The organism is Marinobacterium profundum (assembly GCF_001528745.1).
Classification (GTDB): domain Bacteria; phylum Pseudomonadota; class Gammaproteobacteria; order Pseudomonadales; family Balneatricaceae; genus Marinobacterium_A; species Marinobacterium_A profundum.
Genome location: NZ_BCNS01000162.1, coordinates 40,622 through 59,352, shown reverse-complemented (window position 1 = coordinate 59,352; position 18,731 = coordinate 40,622). Strand labels below are relative to the sequence as shown.

At 56.2% G+C, this 18,731-nt stretch carries 20 protein-coding genes; 9 read left to right on the top strand and 11 right to left on the bottom strand.

The annotated features are described in order from the left end of the window. Positions 1-16 precede the first annotated feature (16 nt). The 6 genes from MPRO_RS19735 to MPRO_RS19710 form a co-directional block, all read right to left on the bottom strand. Positions 17-472, bottom strand: coding sequence for a very short patch repair endonuclease (locus MPRO_RS19735; RefSeq protein WP_067297125.1), 456 nt, complete (start codon positions 470-472; stop codon positions 17-19). A 21-nt stretch (positions 473-493) separates the two neighbouring features. Beyond that, positions 494-1,528 (bottom strand): DNA cytosine methyltransferase, encoded by a 1,035-nt coding sequence (locus MPRO_RS19730; protein ID WP_245635153.1) that lies wholly within the window; start codon positions 1,526-1,528, stop codon positions 494-496. Between the two features lie 75 nt (positions 1,529-1,603). Further along, positions 1,604-1,801, bottom strand: coding sequence for a methylation-associated defense system helix-turn-helix domain-containing protein MAD1 (gene mads1, locus MPRO_RS19725; RefSeq protein ID WP_047899370.1), 198 nt, complete (start codon positions 1,799-1,801; stop codon positions 1,604-1,606). A 545-nt stretch (positions 1,802-2,346) separates the two neighbouring features. Continuing rightward, positions 2,347-2,694, bottom strand: coding sequence for a hypothetical protein (locus MPRO_RS19720; protein ID WP_158651887.1), 348 nt, complete (start codon positions 2,692-2,694; stop codon positions 2,347-2,349). 99 nt (positions 2,695-2,793) lie between these two features. Next, complete coding sequence (locus tag MPRO_RS19715) at positions 2,794-3,174, bottom strand: recombinase family protein (RefSeq protein WP_158651886.1); 381 nt, start codon at positions 3,172-3,174, stop codon at positions 2,794-2,796. Between the two features lie 606 nt (positions 3,175-3,780). After that, complete coding sequence (locus MPRO_RS19710; protein ID WP_067297120.1) at positions 3,781-4,539, bottom strand: replication initiation protein; 759 nt, start codon at positions 4,537-4,539, stop codon at positions 3,781-3,783. Between the two features lie 977 nt (positions 4,540-5,516). Between MPRO_RS19710 and MPRO_RS19705 the strand changes: the two genes are divergently transcribed. The 5 genes from MPRO_RS19705 to MPRO_RS19680 all read left to right on the top strand — a co-directional run bounded on the left by MPRO_RS19705 (position 5,517) and on the right by MPRO_RS19680 (position 10,137). Then, positions 5,517-5,942, top strand: coding sequence for an antirestriction protein (locus MPRO_RS19705; protein ID WP_067297117.1), 426 nt, complete (start codon positions 5,517-5,519; stop codon positions 5,940-5,942). Positions 5,943-6,053: 111 nt separating this feature from the next. After that, the gene (locus MPRO_RS19700; protein WP_067297115.1) at positions 6,054-7,046 is read left to right on the top strand and encodes a DNA-binding protein; all 993 of its coding nucleotides are present in this window, start codon (positions 6,054-6,056) and stop codon (positions 7,044-7,046) included. 590 nt (positions 7,047-7,636) lie between these two features. Then, positions 7,637-8,395, top strand: coding sequence for a ParA family protein (locus tag MPRO_RS19690; RefSeq protein WP_245635152.1), 759 nt, complete (start codon positions 7,637-7,639; stop codon positions 8,393-8,395). Then, the gene (locus MPRO_RS19685; protein ID WP_067297109.1) at positions 8,395-9,522 is read left to right on the top strand and encodes a ParB/RepB/Spo0J family partition protein; all 1,128 of its coding nucleotides are present in this window, start codon (positions 8,395-8,397) and stop codon (positions 9,520-9,522) included. Before MPRO_RS19690 ends, MPRO_RS19685 begins: the two co-directional genes overlap by 1 nt. 222 nt (positions 9,523-9,744) lie before the next feature. Then, a complete protein-coding gene (locus MPRO_RS19680) occupies positions 9,745-10,137 on the top strand; it encodes a restriction endonuclease (protein WP_369406748.1) in 393 nt (130 codons plus the stop codon). A 153-nt stretch (positions 10,138-10,290) separates the two neighbouring features. Here the strand turns inward: MPRO_RS19680 and MPRO_RS19675 are convergent, their stop codons facing one another. Continuing rightward, positions 10,291-11,004 carry a SprT-like domain-containing protein gene (locus MPRO_RS19675; protein WP_067297103.1) on the bottom strand — a complete coding sequence of 238 codons (714 nt, stop codon included), beginning with the start codon at positions 11,002-11,004 and terminating at the stop codon, positions 10,291-10,293. A 326-nt stretch (positions 11,005-11,330) separates the two neighbouring features. Between MPRO_RS19675 and MPRO_RS19670 the strand changes: the two genes are divergently transcribed. From MPRO_RS19670 to MPRO_RS19655, 4 genes are all read left to right on the top strand, one after another. After that, positions 11,331-11,828, top strand: a complete 498-nt coding sequence (locus tag MPRO_RS19670) for a hypothetical protein (RefSeq protein WP_067297101.1) — start codon at positions 11,331-11,333, stop codon at positions 11,826-11,828. Positions 11,829-11,832: 4 nt separating this feature from the next. Then, positions 11,833-12,354, top strand: a complete 522-nt coding sequence (locus MPRO_RS19665; RefSeq protein WP_067297098.1) for a MobC domain-containing protein — start codon at positions 11,833-11,835, stop codon at positions 12,352-12,354. Continuing rightward, entirely contained in the window at positions 12,344-13,342 is a 999-nt protein-coding gene (locus tag MPRO_RS19660) for a relaxase/mobilization nuclease domain-containing protein (protein ID WP_245635151.1), read from the top strand. The genes MPRO_RS19665 and MPRO_RS19660 overlap by 11 nt, the downstream gene beginning before the upstream one ends. 69 nt (positions 13,343-13,411) lie before the next feature. Then, complete coding sequence (locus MPRO_RS19655) at positions 13,412-13,954, top strand: hypothetical protein (protein ID WP_067297095.1); 543 nt, start codon at positions 13,412-13,414, stop codon at positions 13,952-13,954. A 99-nt stretch (positions 13,955-14,053) separates the two neighbouring features. Here MPRO_RS19655 and MPRO_RS19650 read toward each other — a convergent pair whose 3' ends face one another. The 4 genes from MPRO_RS19650 to MPRO_RS19635 are packed head-to-tail and all read right to left on the bottom strand — an operon-like array spanning position 14,054 to position 18,725. Beyond that, positions 14,054-14,257 carry a hypothetical protein gene (locus MPRO_RS19650; RefSeq protein ID WP_067297091.1) on the bottom strand — a complete coding sequence of 68 codons (204 nt, stop codon included), beginning with the start codon at positions 14,255-14,257 and terminating at the stop codon, positions 14,054-14,056. A 60-nt stretch (positions 14,258-14,317) separates the two neighbouring features. Further along, positions 14,318-15,841, bottom strand: coding sequence for an ArdC family protein (locus MPRO_RS25230; RefSeq protein ID WP_082708991.1), 1,524 nt, complete (start codon positions 15,839-15,841; stop codon positions 14,318-14,320). A gap of 3 nt (positions 15,842-15,844) precedes the next feature. Next, on the bottom strand, positions 15,845-16,000 hold the full coding sequence (locus MPRO_RS19640; RefSeq protein WP_245635150.1) for a conjugal transfer protein TraD: 156 nt from the start codon (positions 15,998-16,000) through the stop codon (positions 15,845-15,847). After that, positions 15,990-18,725, bottom strand: a complete 2,736-nt coding sequence (locus tag MPRO_RS19635) for an LPD7 domain-containing protein (RefSeq protein ID WP_067297088.1) — start codon at positions 18,723-18,725, stop codon at positions 15,990-15,992. The genes MPRO_RS19640 and MPRO_RS19635 overlap by 11 nt, the downstream gene beginning before the upstream one ends. Positions 18,726-18,731 lie beyond the last annotated feature (6 nt).

Sequence of the window (18,731 nt, the reverse complement as noted above, 5' to 3'; positions counted from 1 at the left end):
CCTGCCATCTTCCTGTTCAGTTCTTCTCGTGTGTGCCAGGCGAAGCGTAGCGCTTCGACCTGGCCATGGCGACCATCCGCGCGACGGTTTCAGCAGCCTCGGCCGGTGACTCGTGCTCCCAGAATCGCAGTACCGTCCATCCCATGCTGCGAAGCCGCTCGTTCGTGTCCACGTCCCTGAGGCGGTTCGCCTCTATCTTCTGCCGCCAGAACTCGGCGTTCTGCTTCGGCCACGATGCATGCTCGGGGCAACCGTGCCAGAAGCACCCGTCGACGAAGATCGCGATCCTCAGCCCGGGAAATGCCACATCTGCCACGCGGCGAGGTTTCTTCAGAATCTCGTAGTCGACCCGGTAACGCAGGCCTCTTCGGTACAGCTCTCGCCGCAGTGCGATCTCGGCATCGGTTCCCTTCTGCCGAACCTTCGCCATGCGGCGACTGGTCTCGGGGGACGAGGGCTGAATGCGCGACATCGGGAGGCCCTCATCAGTTCGTCATCGGGCCGCAACCGATGCGATATGCGAGTTGATGCTGCGCGCGATGGCACGACCGAGATCGACGGGAACCGCGTTGCCGATGAGCCGACCGAGAACCTTGAAGCTAGCCTCTCCATCCTTCGGCACGAATGCATAGTCGCGCGGGAAGCTTTGCAAGATCGCGGCCTCTCTCAAGGAGATGGCTCGATCCTGCTCTGGATGTCCGAAGCGACCATTACCAAATCCATAGCACTGTGTTGTCATGGTCGGGGCTGGTTTGTCCCACTCCATGCGGCCGTAGACACCCGGATAGGTACGTCCGCTCTCGGCGCGGTGGCAGTCGGCGACCAGATCGTCCGGCCAGTCGCGCCAGGTGCCGCCGGGTTTCGAGACCTTGATCCGCTGGAGATTCTTCTCTGACAGCCTCGAAGTTACGTGCAACTTGTCCCTAGGGGCTGACTCGCCGGCACCCAGTGGACGCAAACGACCGATGGCTTGGCGAACCGTCGTCGGTTTTTCGTGGGTCGGCTCGATCATCTTGATATCGCCATGCTTGGATGCCAGCAGAACCATGCGCCGTCGCGTCTGAGGGACGCCGTAACGGGAGCTATCGACGACATCGAACCAAACGTTGTAGCCGAGCCGTTTTAGTGTATCGACGAAATCATGAAACACCTCGTGCTTCGCGACGGTGGGTACGTTCTCCATCGTGATGACATCGGGTCTGGCGCCTTTGGCGAGACGCGCAAATTCATATAGCAGACCCCACTTGCCATCCTTGCCATCCAGCTCGTAGCGCTGCGCGTAAGTCGAGAAGGGTTGGCACGGAGCGCAACCCGCGAGAATCGTCAGGTCGGCGTCGCCGAACAGCGCTTTCAGTTCAGCCGTGGTGACCTTGCTGATGTCACGTTCGACAAATCGGGCCTGGTTATTGGCTTCATAGGGAAAGCGGCAGGCCGGGTCCAGATCAATACCGGCGACCACGGGCAGCCCTTCCAGGGCGAAGCCATGCGTCAGGCCGCCCGCGCCGCAGAACAAATCCACACAAGACATCGTTGTCACATCAAATCTCCTCATTTCGTTTCGACCTTCGGATGAGGCGATCGAAACCAGCCGCAGGCAAGTCATTCATTCCTTGCCTCGACTCTCGTTCTCTGCGGCGCCACCAGACCGCACCCATTCATCGACTTCCTCGGTCTTGAATTTCCAAAGCCGGCCGATTCGATGAGCAGGCATGTTCCGTTTGCTGATCCACGCATAAACGGTGTCCTTGCTCACGCCGAGGTACTCGGCGATCTCCTCGACCGACAACCAGCGATCTGACATGACGTCGATTTCCACCAAGATGTCGGAATGTAGGTAATTTGCGGATAATCGCACGAATCTGCGTTCCAATAAATCTGATTCAATGGGATTAGACCGAGTTAGTATGGATTTGTGTGGATTCAGCTGGGACGAGACGAGCGCTACGCTGCCTTGTTGGTCCTGGACGTCACGGATCGGTCAATCAAGCGGGGACAGATAGGGGTGACAGCAGAGTTCGGATCGGATCATTCCCCCCAGGCACCGGCAAACAGCGGGCGGCTGTCACCATCGCGACGCCGCACCCATGCCGAAGCCCCTTCCCTGTCGCCTGCTTACACTTGATCCCGTCCCGATCCATGACCCGCTTTATCAGGCAGTAGGCTGTCGGGCGACTCATCGACCACAAGCGGACATGGGCCGATCGACGTAACGCGTAGCTCAGCCGCGGCGAAGCCGTCGGCTGCAGCGCCTCGTTAAACTCTTGTGTTTGTTACCCCAGGGACATGGGTGGCCGGGCTCTCTCCATTGGATGCCCCCGTTCTTCACGATATTTATGTCGCAGCCCGCTACAATCGAAGCGAGTTAAACGGGATTCCTCGGAATACATACCTGCTCCTCTTCCCGGATGCGACGCGCTGGTAGTACACCGGCATGCCTTTGCGCCGCGACACCGCGGACTCAGCATTGCGCATAACAACACCAATTTGTCCCGCATCATTGAACGTTCTAGGCGCGCCCCCAAGCGATGCCAAGTCTAAGCTGCGCCACTCCCGCCCATCGTAGATGTAGGCATCGATATAGGGCGTCCCATTCGCACCTGGATGCAGGCGCACATCACCGGGCGACGCAGCAAGTGGTTTACCATGATAGACGGTGCCCGAAAGCGTCAGTTGCGGCGGTGCCATATTGCTCACCTATTTCTCCTTGAGATTCAATCGGTCTCAGTCAAATCTGAGAGAACGTTCCTAGCCGCTACCGGAAGTGCTCCACAAGCAGCCTAACAGGCTGTTGAACTAAACCGCTTCGCGGTAGCCCCAGGCCTCGGACGCTCCCATCACCGACAGCATCAGGTTGGCCATGGGCGAGTCCTCGCCGGTAAACACCAGGTTTTCCTTCAGAAACTCAATGCGAATGCCGCGTTGCATCAGCTTCTGCACCAGGCGACACAGGTCATCGAGGTTGCGGGCCAGGCGGTCCATGCTGTGCACGACCACGGTGTCACCCTCGCGCACGAAGCCGAGCATGGCATCCAGTTGCGGGCGTTGAGTGCTCTTGCCGGAGGCCTTGTCGGTGAACACCTTGTTTACCTGAGCGCGCTGAAGCTGCCGTTCCGGATGCTGGCCGAAGCTGCTCACCCGGACATAGCCGATGCGTTTGATGCCTCCAAGGCTCAATCTGTCAGGATGACATCTATGATGTCGTTTTCAGAAGACGACTGCACGGAATATCAAAAGCTGATAGCACTACTCGGACGTGCACTGCGACCTGGCACCAATGCGGCGTCAACCAACTTGGCGGCTGTACCCGACCTCACTTTCGTGCACAGGAGTACTGAGCATAGTGGAGATTCGCGCAGGCAACTCCTGATAGTAGGCTGTCAGAAGCCGTGTGCACACCGGGCGTTCCGCCCAGTCGGTTGGTGCAGTCGTCTTCTGAAAATGACACGTTTGCCTGACGTCAAGTTAGGGTATACATCAATCTGACTGTCATTTCAGAAGGTGACTGCACGGAATATCAAAAGCTGATAGCACTACTCGAACGTGCACTGCAACCTGGCACCAATGCGGCGTCACCAACTTGGCGGCTGTTCCTGATCTCGCTTTCGTGCATAGGAGTACTGAGCATCATGGAGATTCGCGCAGGCGACTCCTGATATTAGGCTGTCAGAAGCCGAGTGCACACCGGGCGTTACGCCCATTCAACTGGTGCAGTCGTCTTCTGAAAATGACATCAATACCACACCTAAATGAGCCTAGTGATTATGCGCCAGTTAAATGAGCCTAGAGGAGCTGCATCTGTTTCTTTGGCTTGAAGTTCATGTGGAGCATGTCATACCTGCGTCCCTTCCTGGTCAGCTCGTAAGTCACTTCCATATCTGTTTTTTGGTTGAGTTCCGCGATAGCGTTCACGATGCAGTTTTTAACAAAGTCATTGTTACGCTTGTATTTTTCTGTCGCGTCGAAAATGACCTTTAGGTCATCAATTGACTTTTTAACCCATCCTGTCCCTAGTCGAACGTCACGATACTGAGCTATCAATTCATACATGCGAGTGGCGTAGAAGCTGCTTAGTTCAGCCACCATCCGCAAGTCATAACTGGTGTATCGTTCAAACAAATCACCGAGAAAATTGCTCACCTTTGAAGTAAAGGAGATTTCAACGCGAGCATCGTCCAGGTTGTCGGCTGCGTAGTATCTGGCCATTTCCGTGAAATTCCACTGTTCGTAGTATTCTTCAGTTGGATATACGCGGAGGATAGCCCTTTGCAGCTCATGGGCCGCTGATTCGAGTTCGTCATACGGGCGGCGTCCAGATCTGTATAGTTCGGACCATTGGCGAGCGGTAATGTTGGCGGTTAGTTGCTCCCCTTTTTTCACGCATCGGTTTGGGTCCTGTTGTGCGAACGCCAGCACGAGGAGGCGTTTGGCGTTTGTTGTCATCGAATAGGCACTGTTTACTAGGGCGTTATCAATAGAAACAATGTTTGTATCTATGATGGCTGGATCACCAGGAAAGTTAAAATGTAGAACTCGACCCATACTGCCCTCCCGTGGCGTTGTATGCTTGCTAATTACGAGGCTTTTATTTTTTACTCGTAAAGTGGGCTGTGCGTCAAGCGCTGGAGCGGGCTGACCACAGCGGAGCGGAGTCGGAATCCCTCGTAATAGATACTCCTCCCCCTGCCTTGTCGGAATCCCTCGTAATGGGCTTCAGGGTAGCCACGGGCCGCAGAACCAGGCGGAATCTCTCGTAATGGAGTCGGATTTGCTCGTACCAAATCGGAATCCCTCGTAGCGGAGTCGGAATCCCTCGTTTTTCACAGAGCCCCGAGTGGCTGAAAGCCAGGAATGGCAAGGGATACAGGCCACCCTATACTTCCCTATAATATCTTTAAAACATCATTAAAAGACTTTTAAAATATCGCGCAAGCGCTCTCCTACCCTTCGTTCGCTTCGCTCTCTCCGCCCCGCCGCTTCGCGTCGGCCTAAGACGGGCCTAAAGGCCCGTAAAAAATGCGTCGACAAGTCGACACTCTCTCTATATGCCTGCTATCCCTCTGCCAACAGCTCACCCTGAACCACCTTGGAAATCGCGGCCTTTTGGTTCAATAGGGCGCGGATCAGCGCTTGTGCGAACACAAGGAACCACGGACGCGAACCAGCAACCTTAGTTCGTCAATATTTGTGGTAGCTGGTCCCGCTGCCCTAACAGCTTGGGGCTCCCTTCGGGAGGTTCGCGCAGATACCACAACACATGATCAAAACCCGCTCCGTGCGCTTAACAGCCGCTTACGCGGCTCGGTCACGCTGTCGGAATTCCTCGTAATAACTACCAACTTTGGTCCTTGTCGGAATTCCTCGTAATAAATTCTCGAATAGTTCCCATCGATACACCAGTCGGAATCCCTCGTAATAAGGTTTGATATAATACCTCTACTGTATTATATTAGCCATGTCTGCAGCGGGCACCACCACTTAGTCCGTTGCGCTTCACCCTTCGACATGAGGACTTAAACATGACCGACAACGCCGAACAGATCGAATCCACCGTAACCGCTCGCCTGGTGCCGATGGCTGACCGCCTAAAGGCCCTGCCCCGTAATTTCGCGAGCTTGATGGGCCACGTTGAAACTATGGTGTATGCCTACCTGGAGGAGCTGGTCCAGAACTACAAAGGGGCTTACTGGGAGTTTTACAACCTGTCCAACGGTGGCTTTTACATGGCCCCCAGGGGCGAGGGGGAATTGCGCCTGGTAGTGGCTGGCAACTACTTCGAGGGCTCGATGAGCAAAGACGCGGCCGGTATCGTGGCTTGCCTGTTCGCTTATGGCTACCTGGCCAACTCCACCGGATCGGAGGCCATGACAGACCATTACCACGCGCTGAGGGAATACGCCCTGGACCACCCCGAGGCGGGCCAGATCCTGGCGGCCATCGACTAAGCCAACCCAGCGACCCCGGTAAATGCTGGGGTTTTTCTTATCTTGCATAATAATAATAATAATAAGAATATTATTATTATTAAATAGACAGCCAGACCAGGAGGCGACACCATGGCCCAGGGAATCCCGACAGAGACATACGACCGCATCGTGCAGGTGGCGACCGAGCTTTACGAGCAGAACAGCCGCGAGAAGATGCCGACCGTTGACGAGGTGCGCCGCGCTGCAAAGGCGGACATGAACACGACCAGCGCCGTTATGCGCGAATGGCGGAAGATGCAGACCAGCCAGGCCGCGCCCGTTGCTGTCCCTGCTGCTGTCCAGGAGGCTTTCCAGGCTGCGTTGGCGACCGCGTGGACTGAGGCACAGGGGTTGGCCAATGAAGCACTGACCGCCGCACAAAAAGGCTGGGATGAGGAGCGGACCGAGGCCGATCAGCTACGCGGCGAAATGGCGGACGCTTTCGAGTCCCAAGGGCTTGAGCTGGAGGAGCTGACTCAGCATCTCGTCACCGAGCAACAGGAGCACCAGGAAAGCCAGCAGAAGGTCCAGGAGTCGGCCGAACAAATCGCCGCACTGGGGAGCGAGATCCAGGAGCTTAAAACGGCACTGGCAACCGTCGAGCGTCAGGCGGCAGACCGGGCCGAACGAGTGGAGGAGCTGAAAGCGGAGCTGGCAGAGACTCGGGCCGAAGCCAAGGAGCAGAGGAGAGACGCCGAGCAGGAGCGTAAGGCTTTGGAGCGGCAGTACCAGGAGCAGACCCGCGTCCAGGATGAGCGCCACCGCCTGGAGCTGGAAAAGGCCGAAGCGGCCGCCGCCGACCTTCGCCAGCGTCTCGATGCCGTATCCGGCGAATTTGCCCAGGTCAGAGCTAAGGCTGAAGCGCAGGAGCAGCAGCACCAGGAGCAGCGCAAGCAGGCCGCCCTGGAGATTCAGAGGACCGCCGACAGGCTCACAGCAGCCCAGGGAGAGCGCGACCAGGTACGCCAGGAGATGGCAGACTCCCGCGAGCGAAACGCAACCATAACTGGGGAGCTTGGGGCTGTCCGGGAGCAGTTGGCAGAGCTGAAGCAGCAGGTTAAAAACGACACCAAGAAGAAATAAGCCAAGAACGCACAAGCCACAATATATGGTGGTTCACCAGCTGGTGAACGACACAATATGTTGTGGTTTTCTGCCTCAGATCGAATTAGAAAATGCTTGATATAATACCGTTACTGTATTATATTAATCATATCCGCAGCGGGCACCACCACTTAGCCCGGCGCGGGCTCAACCCTTCGACCATGAGGACAGGACAGGACTATGCCTTGCATTAATTGTGATAATGGAATTTGCCGGAACGCTTGCGATCCGAACCAGGAACAAGTGAAACAGGACGTGTTGGACGTACTAACCAGGAAGTTTTCGGAGCCGGATCAGTTGTTCACCCATTTTGGTGTTATGACTTTGGCGCCGCCTGATGAGGTTGCAGAGTGGCACTGTGCCCTACATGATCTAAAGGCCGATGGGTTGGTGGAATTTGTTAAGTGTGGAACGCTGTCTAAAAAATATAAGTTTTCGCTTGATCGATGATGAAATAAGCCCGGCGTTTGCCGGGTTTTTTCGTGCGCACGAAATCATTTTATATTATTTTGATAATCAATATGGTATATTTTGAGCTGATCACTAGGAATTCAAGGGGATAGTGAATTATGGGTATGCAGAAGATCACGGTATCGAACCAGAAGGGCGGCGTTGGAAAGTCAACTATCGCGGTCCACCTGGCAATGTCGATCCGGGAACAGGGAAACAGCGTTTTGTTTGTGGATCTCGACCCGCAGGCGAACGCAACTAAAACCCTGGAGCGCATCGGAGAGGCGTCCCCTGTTGCGGCCAGCCAGCTTTTCAATGGGGAGGTGGTCGGCATCGAGGCAGCCGAAGGGATCACCCTGATTCATGCCGATGGCGCGATGGCTGATATTGAACGGGCCGATCCGGCTGTTTTGTCGACCTTTCGCCGCAACCTGGAGAGCCTGGGAGAGTCCTTCGATTATTGCATCATCGATACCCCGCCCACCCTAGGCTTGCGAATGACGGCCGCCCTTTTGGTTGCCGATCACGTTCTGGCACCTATCGAGCTGGAAGAATACAGCATCGACGGTATTACCAAGATGCTGCAAACCATCTTTGGCGTGAAAGAGAAGTGGAACCCGGACCTTAATTTCCTGGGGATGCTTCCGAACCGCTTTAATCCCCGGTCCCTGGCTCAAAAAGAGACGCTGACCAACCTAGTTAAAAATTACTCGCACCTGCTGATTAAGGCGAAAATCGGCATCCGTTCCTCGATACCGGAGGCGCTGGCCGAGGGGATTCCGGTCTGGGAGCTCAAGAAGACCGCCGCCCGTGAAGCGGGCCGCGAGTTCAAGGAAGCGTTCGCCATCGTTTACGAGAAAATGGGAGGGCTCAAGTAATGGCAAAGGGAGCTGATCTGTCCGGCCTGGACAATTTCAATTTGTCGTCATTCCTGCATACCGGCAGCAAGAAGGACTCGCCCCCGCAAGACAGTGGGGACCAGGCGGGTGCGATTGCTTACGCGCCCCTGGATAACTTCCACGAAGACCCGGAGAACGCCCGTAAGGAGTTCAATCAAGGTAAGCTCCAGGAGCTGGCCGATTCAATGCAGCAGGTCAACCCGACCACGGGGAAGCCTCGGGGCATCATGGAGCCGTTGAGCGTGAAGCACCACCTGGAGCAACCGGGGCACTTCATCATCAATGGAGGGAACCGCCGTTATCGCGCCGCTGCCCTGGCCGGTTTGGAGCAAGTCCCGTATATCATCAAGGACGAGCTGGACGACTTCGATAAGTTCGTATTGAACGACCAGCGCGAGAACCTGAGCCCCCTTGAAATCGCGTTGTTCATCAAGTCGCGGCTGGAGGATGGTCACAAGGCTGGGGAGATAGCTAAGGCGCTGGGCCGCCCCCCGTCCTACGTTTCCGACCACAAAATTTTCTTTGATATGGCGCCCAGTATCCGGGATCTGTACGACAGCGAGCTTTGCCGGTCAATGCAGGCGCTGGCACTGCTGCACCGTGGCTATAAGAAGCACGGCGAGGAGATAGATGCGTTTTGTCAGGAAACCAGTGCAAACAAGCAGGAGCTAACCACGTCACAGGTTCGGGCTGTCCTGGACAGCCTCAAAGAGCCAGCCAAACCGAAGCCGCAAGAGCCGAAACCGGCCGCCCCTGCCGGTAACGACCAGGAGCCGCAGGGCGGCATCGGCAACCAGGACGAGGAACGCCCCGCCCCTCCTAATCGTGACGAGGAGCAGCAGCCCTTGACCCTGGACGGCGAACCGTTGAGCGGTGGCCACCTGGACGAGCTGGAGGAACAGGCCGACCAGTACCTGGAGGACGACACGAAAGCCGACAAGATCAAGAAAGCAATCATCCAGGTTAAGTATGACGAGCGGGAAGCGCGTCTGCTGACCGACCGCCGTGCAGCCTATGGTCTGGCATGGATCAAGCACGACGATGACGGCCACGAAGTCGAAGTGGATCTGAACCAGGTTCAGTTGGTGGCGATCATTGAAGCCTAATGCAGCATGGACGGCTGCCCGCCCTCACCTGGGGGCCGTCCCCTCCCCTGGTGGTAAATCATGGTCGATTTTCTCTATGACATTCCTTTACCGGTGCTGGGCACCGGCTTAACCATCCTGGCGTTACTCACCCGATTTTCCTGGCCAATCCTTCGGCTATTGGGGTGGCAGAAGCCAGCCCATCGACGCCGAGGGCATCAAGCACGGTAGAACCTCCTCAATCTGGCCGAGATCCCCGAACCTGGACACAAACTTGCTTACCTTCGGCGTATTGACCCGTTCACGTTCGAGGAAATGATTTTGGAGACGTTCCAGCAATGCGGATACAAGGTGAAGCGCAACAGTCGCTATACAGGTGATGGCGGTATCGATGGGCGCGTATGGCTGGACGGGAAACTGTTCCTGATCCAGGCGAAGCGGTACGCAGGACATATCAGCGCGGCCCACGTTCAAGAGTTTTGCAACCTGGTGGATTCCAAGGGCTGCAAGGGCTTTTTCATCCACACGGGAAAAACAGGTGGCTCCAGCCGCCTTTTAGCTAATAGCCAGAGCAACGTTTGGATAATCAGCGGTGGCAAGCTGCTGGATCTACTCGACCCCGACCGGCGTGTTTAACCAGAGCCACCGAACCGGCGCAAACTAAGCGGAGCGAAGCGAAGACAGTTTGTGTTGGGGCGGTGGCCACCAAACCCCGAAGGGGTGCGGTAGCGTCCAGGAAGGCATTGCCCGCCTTGGCGGGCCGCCAAGCCCGAAGGGCTCGGCAGGCTTTCAGTAGGCTTCCAGGGCCACGTCACAATCCCCGCAAATAAGGTTCAGCGAAGGTTTTCCCCAGGCGCTGGCCCCGCAGTCTGGACACGTGAATTTTGCCCTGGTCTGTTTTTTATCCTGTTCCAGTAGCAGCTCGCCGCCCTCCCCGATCTGGACGCCCCAGGCGGCCAGCTCCTCGCTGACCTCTACCATTGTGCCTTCGGCCATGGCCATCTGGATGCGTTCGCGGGCCGGGAATCTGTCAGCCCAGGAAATGCGGAAATTTCGGGTCAGCAGATCCGCGCAAGCGGATTCAAAGGGGCCGCCCTCGATGATGTAATCCGCCATCTTATCGCCAGTTCTGGCCCCGCCTGGCTTGCCTGTGGAAGAAGGCATAAGCCCTATACCTTCCATTTTTCCCGCCCACTGCCTGTTGTGGTATCCGCGCCGCCCAGGCTTCCCAAAATGATGCTGCCATAGGTGCGCCATTTCGTGAACCAGGGTCTGCATGATTTCTTCCGGGGGGCAGACTGCGAAGTAAGCTGGATTCATGGCGATTTCGTCGGTGGTGGCGCCGTCACGACTCACGAACCGTTCAGCGGAAAAATAGCCGTAGGTCTGTTTTTCGCGCTGGAGGGTGATCAGACAGAACGGCAGTTCAACATCGAATAGAGCATTGTTGAAATGCTCGAAGGCGCTCTGTAGTTCCTCATAGGTGGTTTCGGTCGGCTTCATTATTCGTCCCTGTTCCTGGTTGTCCTGGTTCCAGTATATCCACGTAATTGGATTGTACAATCCAATTTTTGGAGAGTCGGGCGCCGCGAGCCCGGAGGGCGAAGCGGAGCGGTCGAGCCGTCCAACCCCCGACTGGCGAAACCAGCGGGCAGGCAAGCACCGCAGGGGCGCGGCAGCTCTGACGATCTGGCCGGTTTTCGTGCGTACGAAAAGAATAGGGGGGTTAATGACTAGGGCAGGATTCGCAAAGTGCTGGCACTTCGTACCAGATTGCATTAGACTGCCCCCCATACCTCCCATATTCGGCCGTAGAGCAAGGAGCGACTATGAACGACGCCAGTATGGAAACAGCGGTGATTGAAGGCGACGCTTTCAATCAATATAAGCTCTCTTGGGTGGCCTGTTTTCGGCCGCTACTTGTTGCCGGGTTTCTCTCGGCAGTGGTGTACCTGTTTAGCTTGAGCGCCATTCATTGGGTTTTTTTGGCTGGCGGTTCCGCGCTTGTCTTTATCCACCTGGTGTATCAGCTTCTGTTCCTTCGGAGCGTGCTTCTATTTATGAACGAGGAAGGGGTTTGGGTGTATAGCGGCGTCTTTCCCTGGGACAAGGGGGCCGGTGGTGTCCGGTGGCGTGATGTAGACGACGCCAGTTATGTTCCCGGCTTCCTGGGCTGGGTGTTAAAGGCTTATACCATTCGGATAGGGCACCGCTTCACCCGTGGCAGCGAAATTATTCTGCGGGCGGTGAAGAACGGCAACCAGGCAGTGGAACAGATCAACGGCCTGCACAGTGAATACTTACGGAGTAACGAGGGAGTTCAGTAAGCCTATGGCACAAGCCAAGACCACGCTATCAGGGGACGAGAAGGCCGCTTGGACTAACTTCTGCAAGGCCACCGACAAAAGCGAAGCTGTAATGCTGCGTCACATGATCCTGAAAGTGGTCACGGGAACCGTGCCGGATGAGTTTTCCAGTCGAGGGGAACCCAAGACGGGAAAGTTCACAGTACGCCTAACAGAGCCTGAGCGGGTCAGCCTCCTGGATATCGCCAGAAAAGAGGGCTACAGCAACCCTACCAGTTGGACTACCGCTGTTGTTCGTTCAGCGTTGCACCATGAGCCGGTCTTAACTGATGCTGAGGTGGCCGCTTTGAGGGAGTCAAATCGCGAGCTTTCAGCTATAGGCCGAAACCTTAACCAGGTAGCCAGGGCGTTGAATATCGAGTTTAGGGATAGCGACAAGCTAAAGCTGGAAGGTATCGAGAAGCTGGCCGAACGGATCGAGCAGCACAAGGATCTGGTGGCCGACTTGCTTACCCGTAACATGAGCCGGTGGGGTGATGATGGGTAGCTTGGCAGGCGATACGATTGCCGATCTGTTAGACGGTGACGTAAAGCACAAATCCAACAAGGACCGGAATCGGCAGAGAGCCAAGAGGATTGCCAATCACTCCCCGGAAGTGATGGTGAAAATCAGCGGCAACACCAAGGGGGCGGATCATGTTAAAGCGCACCTGGACTATATCAGCCGTAACGGGAAAATTGAGATCGAGGACGAGCGGGGCGAAGTCCTGAAAGGGAAAACAGCCGTTCGGTCGATGGCCAAAGACTGGTCCCAGGACCATGGTAAGCGGCGGAAGAACACCCGAGAGACAACTAACATCGTGCTTTCCATGCCGGAAGGCACCGATCCTAACGACGTTAAGAATGCGGCGCGGGCTTTTGCGAAAGGCCAGTTTAGTAAGAATCACCAGTATGTCATGGCGTTGCATACCGATACCGACAGCCCACACGTTCACTTGACGGTCAAAAACCTGGGGTTTGATGGCCGCCGTCTTCATATTAAAAAAGGCGATCCGCAGAAGTGGCGAGAGCGTTTTGCTGCTGAGCTGGAACGGCGAGGCGTTGAGGCAGAAGCGACCCCGCGAGCCACGCGAGGCGTTATCAAAAAAGGCATTAGCCAGGCAATCAAGCACATGCGTGACAAGGGTATGACTCCGGCAGTAGACCAGGCCAAGATCCGCGAGATTGTTCAGGGCTTTGCTGACGAGAGGGCAGGGAAGGAGCCAGAGCCGCGCCCCTGGGAGGATCGAATCAAGGAACGTCAGACCCATGTCCGTAAAGCCTGGCTGACAGCAGCCAAGGATCTGCACCAGAGCGACAGCGCCGAGGATCGGGAGCTGGGTAAGGAAATAGCTACTTTCGTCAAGGGTATGCCACCCATGAAGACCGAGCGCCACGAACTCCAGGAGAAGGTTGCCGAGCAGCTACAGCATCGAAACGGAGGCAATCGCGGGGGTGGAATGGAATCGGGCCAGGAGCAGGGGGACGAGCGTTAGGCTTCGGCCTTGCTTCGTCGTTAATAATAGCTAATATATATATGTGATAGCTAAAGAAAAGAGGGCATTATGGCCGCTAGTTATGATCTGGACGACTACCTGGAAGACGTGAAGCGGGCACAGTCTAGGTACACCGCAGCAATCAGGGAGCAGTGCGAGAACCAGGGCGCCCCGGTCCCGTTGGATGACCAGGGGATCTACCAGGCAAAGGCAAAGGCGATGGGGTGCAAAAATCAGGTACTAAGTGCAGCAGGGAAACGCCTTCGTGCCGGTGTTGCGCTTCGCCTACTTGATCAGCTCCAGGGCGAGTTCGATTTGACCGCGACCCTTGCCGTTCGTATCACCGAAAAGCTGTTAGGCAGAGCCATCGACCGAAAACTATTGTTAAGCCGATACGGAACCGAACAGCGAACAGCCGCCGATAAGTCGGCAGACTTCCGCCGTATGGCTGAGATCGTCAACACTCAGGCATTTGTCGAGTCAGTGGCGGAGTTGGAAGCAAAGCTGGAGGTGGCGCGGGAGATCCGGGACCAGGTTAAGCGGGAGCAGAACCAAAAAGGGGAAGCCTACGAAATGCTATCCCGATCCGCAAAGGCATACGGCGGGGTTTGATGCTGATTTATACTTAATATATATATTAGCCATTTGAAACGCAGGGCACCCCACGCGAAAGCAAAAAAGCGGCCTTTTTAAGACCGCTCGGGGTTATGGTTATGATTGCCACGTCCTGGCCTTGTCCCTGAGTTCGGTCAGTGCTGCGCGTCGCGGTCCTTTCTCAAGATCCTTTAACAGCCGCTCGCATTCGCGCTCTATGGCTTTTAGGTCTAGCCGCTGTATGGACAACCCAAGGGCTTCAAACCCTTCCAGGTTGGAGAGGAGGCGACCGGTTTCCCAGTTCAAATTCGGTTCAAGCATATTTCCTTCCTTCTGTTCGTGTGCACGAAAAGGCGCCCAGTCACCAGACGCCTTTCATGTTCACCGTTCCATGTCAGAGTCGTTATTTACGGCTACCGATTCCCGAATACGAATATCGGCGGCCTGTTCTGTTTCCTTGTTCAACCGATCCTGGACGCGCTCCAGGAATCGGTCGCGGTCGGCTTCGCTGGCGAAGTTCTGAGCGTACTTCTCAGCCAGTTTTAAGGGTAAGGTGCTGTCCTTGCCTATCTGCTGACCTGTTTCAGCCGCCTGCGGCCTCTGAGGGGCTTTCTCGCCTTCGCTGGAGGGTTGGGCGCCCTTGGCTGTCTCATGCTCCTGGAACGCTTCACGCAGGTGTCTAGGCTGGCTTTCGGAGTCGTTGGAAGTGAACTTAGAAAGGCGCCGGCCGTGGATCGATGTTTCCATCTTGCTATCGGCGTACAGGTTCGTTTGGATACCAGTGTCGGCTCCTTTCTTGTCCTGGTAGTCGATAACAAACTCGCTGGCAAAATCGTCGCGGTCCTTGTTCAGATCGATGCGGGCTGTATAGCCATTGCTGGCCGCTTCCGCCTGCATCATCTTCCAGCTTTCCATTGGGGAGTAACCTTCAATGGCGTCCCGGTCGAGCTTATGCAGTCTCTCAGCAGCAGCAGGCGAAACCATTGCCTGGTTGTCCTGCTTCTGGTTACGGTCCCGCTCGAAACCCATAACCATGTCGTGGATCTTCTCTGCATCGCGGGCGGCCCTCAAAATTTCCTTGGGGTCATCCTTGAGGACTTTAATCCAGCTTTTGACATAGGAAGCGTGTTGGCCAGGATCGTGGCCGATCTCCAGTTCTTCACCCACGGATAGCGACGCGACCTCACTACGCAGTTCTTCAATTGCGTACCCTTCACTTCCGAAAGGGTGTGATAGGTCACGATCCAGGCGGGAAGGGTGTCCGGTCCAGTGTCCCAGCTCATGCAGTGCCGTTGCATAGTAGCGATCGGCACTTTCAAACTGACCTTTTTCCGGCAGGTGGATCGAGTCGCGGACAGGGCTGTAAAACGCTCGGTCGCCCTGGTCGTGGTTGATATTGGCACCGGAGGCTGCCAGGATGGCTTCGGCCCGCTCGTGACGTTCCCACTCAGGTATTGTTTGTTTGGCTTCGAGCGGCGGCAGTCCCTGGATCTGCTCGGCGTTGAACACCACCGCACTAAACACCTTCGGCTTATCCAGCTCGACGTTGATCATTACCTTTTTGCCCTCGGCATCGAGGACGGGTTTACCATTCTCCTTTTTGGGTACGCGGTCGCGGAATTTCCAGTATTGGACCATCGTCCCTTTTTCGCCCTTCATAACCTGGGCGTTCACACTCTTGGCCTGTTTGTAGGTCATCCAGCGCGGATCAGAGCGGCCTTGCATCGACAGCCAAAGAGCGTTGGCACCTTTGTACCTGGTTCCGCTGACTGGGTTGTGGGGCATTCGTTGAGTGCCCGCCTCCCATGGCTTTTGCCATGGTGCCGTGCCTTCTTCCAACTGCTTGATCAGCCGTTCGCTGATCATTTCGTAATAGGGCTTTTTATCGTCCTTGCTCCCAGCCATGGGTTAGTCCTCCTGTTCCTCGGTCGCCTGCAGGGCGTCTTCCTCGCTCATGGCGTCTTCTTCAAACGCACCGAGGTCGGCGGCTTCTTCTTTGCTGACCTCGACAACCACGCCAGGCTTGTTCAGGTCCATGATGTTTTCGCTTGGCTTATCGCTCACTCTCTTTCTCCTTTTCGATCACTTTTTCTTCGCGCAGCTTCACTTCCGGGGCCTGTTCGCCACGGGATACGTTGCTGGAAAGTTGGGTGCGTACCTTGTCCATAAAACGGTCGCGGTCGGCTGCATTGCTGAATTGTTGTTGGCTAAACTTCTCGGCCACCTTGATAGCGGCAACTTCGTTAACCAGGTCGGGATGCTCCCGCACCAGTTCTTTAGCATCGCGCTCCCTGTCCTGGAGTGCTTCGGCTTTCACGTCCCATTTGTTGCGGTGGGAGTTGATCTGTTCCGTACCTACTACTTTGCCCTTGTCGTCCTTCACTGGCCGGTTGACTGTCACCGGCTGACGGCCCAGGTTCTCTAGTTCGACCTTATCGCCTTCCTTCACCTCGCGTTCGGCCATTGCACGTTCGAGATCCACGCCCCAGGTGGTGCTTTTCTCGCCGTCCGAGTTTTCCAGGGTGACGTAATAGCTGTCCCGGTTCTCCGGGTTGTCTTCATAGGGCGCTTTCCCATGCTCTACCACGGTCCCGGCCAATCGGTTGACCTTCTCGGCGGCCTTGTCGTTCGCCTGGCTTGTTTCCTCGGTTTGTGCGGCCCCCTGCTGGGCTTTCTCGCCCTGGCTGGCTGCTTCCCTTGGTTTGGGTGCTTCGGCCTGCTGACGTGGGCGGCTAGGCTGTCCCTGGTTGCTTCGGGGCTGGTCTGCCTGCTCTCGGGCCTCGATCTCGTTAGACTGCCGTTCCTCGGTCAGTTTCTTGAGGCGGGCCAGGTCTTCTTCCTTCGGCTTGTATCCCTGGACGGCCAAGCCTCGGGCTGATGCTTCCAGCCAGGCGTCCCGGCGAAAGTCGGCGGTTCCCTTTACCTGGATCTCGGTCCAGCCCCTAGCCTCTGCAATATCAACCATGGAACCGGCCACTTTGGCATTGCTCAGTTTGGTTTGAAGGCGGGCGCCTTTGTCTACGAACGCCAGAGAGTCGGGGCGATTGCCAAAATAATATTTGCCGTCGATCTCAACATAGTTCTTGGCCACACGTTCCGGCACCACCGGTTTGAAGCTGGTCTGCTCGACAAACGGGTCGGCCTGCTGTCCAGCCTGTCCAGTTGGAGCCTGGTTGTTCAGTTGCTCGAACTGTTCACGGCGGGCGGTTTCCAGGGATTCTTCCTTGTCATCCTTCGTTTCCAGGATCTCGGTCACGGACTGGCGGCGGTTGCTTGTAAGCCAGGCGCGGGCGTCAACGTCTGCTGATGTTTCCTGCTTTTGCTCGATGTGCGGTTCAATGGTGTTTTCCACTTCGGCTTCGGTCTGGTGTTCCGCCTGATGGCTGGCACTGTCCTGGATCTGCTCGGCTTGCTCTGTAGAGGGGCGCTCCTGGTCGGCAATCGCTTCGACGTGCTGCGCTTCGGCGGCGTTTACAGGCTCCTCGATGGCCGGGGCCTGTTTGGTGTCAATCTGGCTTTCCTGCTGCTGTCCGAGCCCCTGGTTTACATACTGCTCGAAATTCTCGGTAATCACCGGCTCGTTGGTGTTTTCGTTCTTCCCTTCACTCATGCTTTCCACCTTTTCGGACTGCGCCACAATCTGCTCGACTTGCTCCCGGACAGACTCAAGCCCGCGAGACTGATGCAGGTCGTTGAAGTCGGTTAGTCCGGCTTGCTGTTCCTGTTCGTTGAACTCAGGTACACGGAAAACGCCGTTGGTCAGCTCCGCCGCTTCCTCGGCTTTTTCCCGGCCTTTGTTCACTTCCTTGCCGTTCACTATCTTGTCCCGGTCATCATCCCCCAGGATGAAATGGGGGCTGTCCGGGTACTTCTCTTTCAGTTTTTCCGCGACTCGCGGCAGGTTCCCGGCGTCAACTGTCATTACAACGGGACGGCCGGTTGCTTCGGCTATGCTGGCCGATGTTGAGTAGCCTTCGGCATACAATACGGGTTCACCGTTTTGTATGTCACGGTCGCCAACCACGAAATAATTACCCGACTTCTGGCCGTTTTTCTTGAGCGATTTAAAGCCGGTTGCATCGATCCGCTGGAGGGTCCGAATTTCGTCATTCTCGTTACGGAGCGGCAGCACCAAGCGGCCGCGTTTGTCCATTTTTGCACCAGGGAAGGCTTTAACCCCTTTTCTCTCCAGGTAGCCTTGATTATCGGTAGCGTCCGGCATGAGTTCATAGGCTTGCCCCACGCGGCGGGCGTTGTGATCGTAGGATCGTTCCTGTTTTGCCTGGCGTTCCATTTTCCGCTGGAGTGCAAGGGCGCGGAGATGCGTTTGCGCTTCCTGGTCCAGCTTCTGGCCGGTCGCTTTCCACTTTACCGGCTCGGAGTGCGTCCGGTGGTCCTGATACCATCCAGCCGGGACACCATCCAAGTATCCGACATAAACGCCGGTTTTCTGGCCGCTCTTGTCGTCTTGTGTCTTCACTCGATGGCGGCGGCCGTCCATTTCGGGCAAGCCGTCAATGATAAAGCCGGCACCCTCAAGAGTGCGGGTGAACTCAATTTGAGGATCGTTCTCGGCGGTCGTGGAATTGGCCTTGGTCTGGTCCGGTAGCCATTGCGAAACCTTGGAGAGATCGGCGCCTGGCTTGGCGTACCACAGCTTGTTGTCACCGTCGAAGGTAATAGCGTTCGAGCCGTCAGGCAGCTTTCCGGCCGCCTTGACCGCGTTGTCTTTGTCATCGAACGGAATAACCAGGTAAGTGCTTCTATCCGTGATCTGTTTCTGGGCCATGGTGCC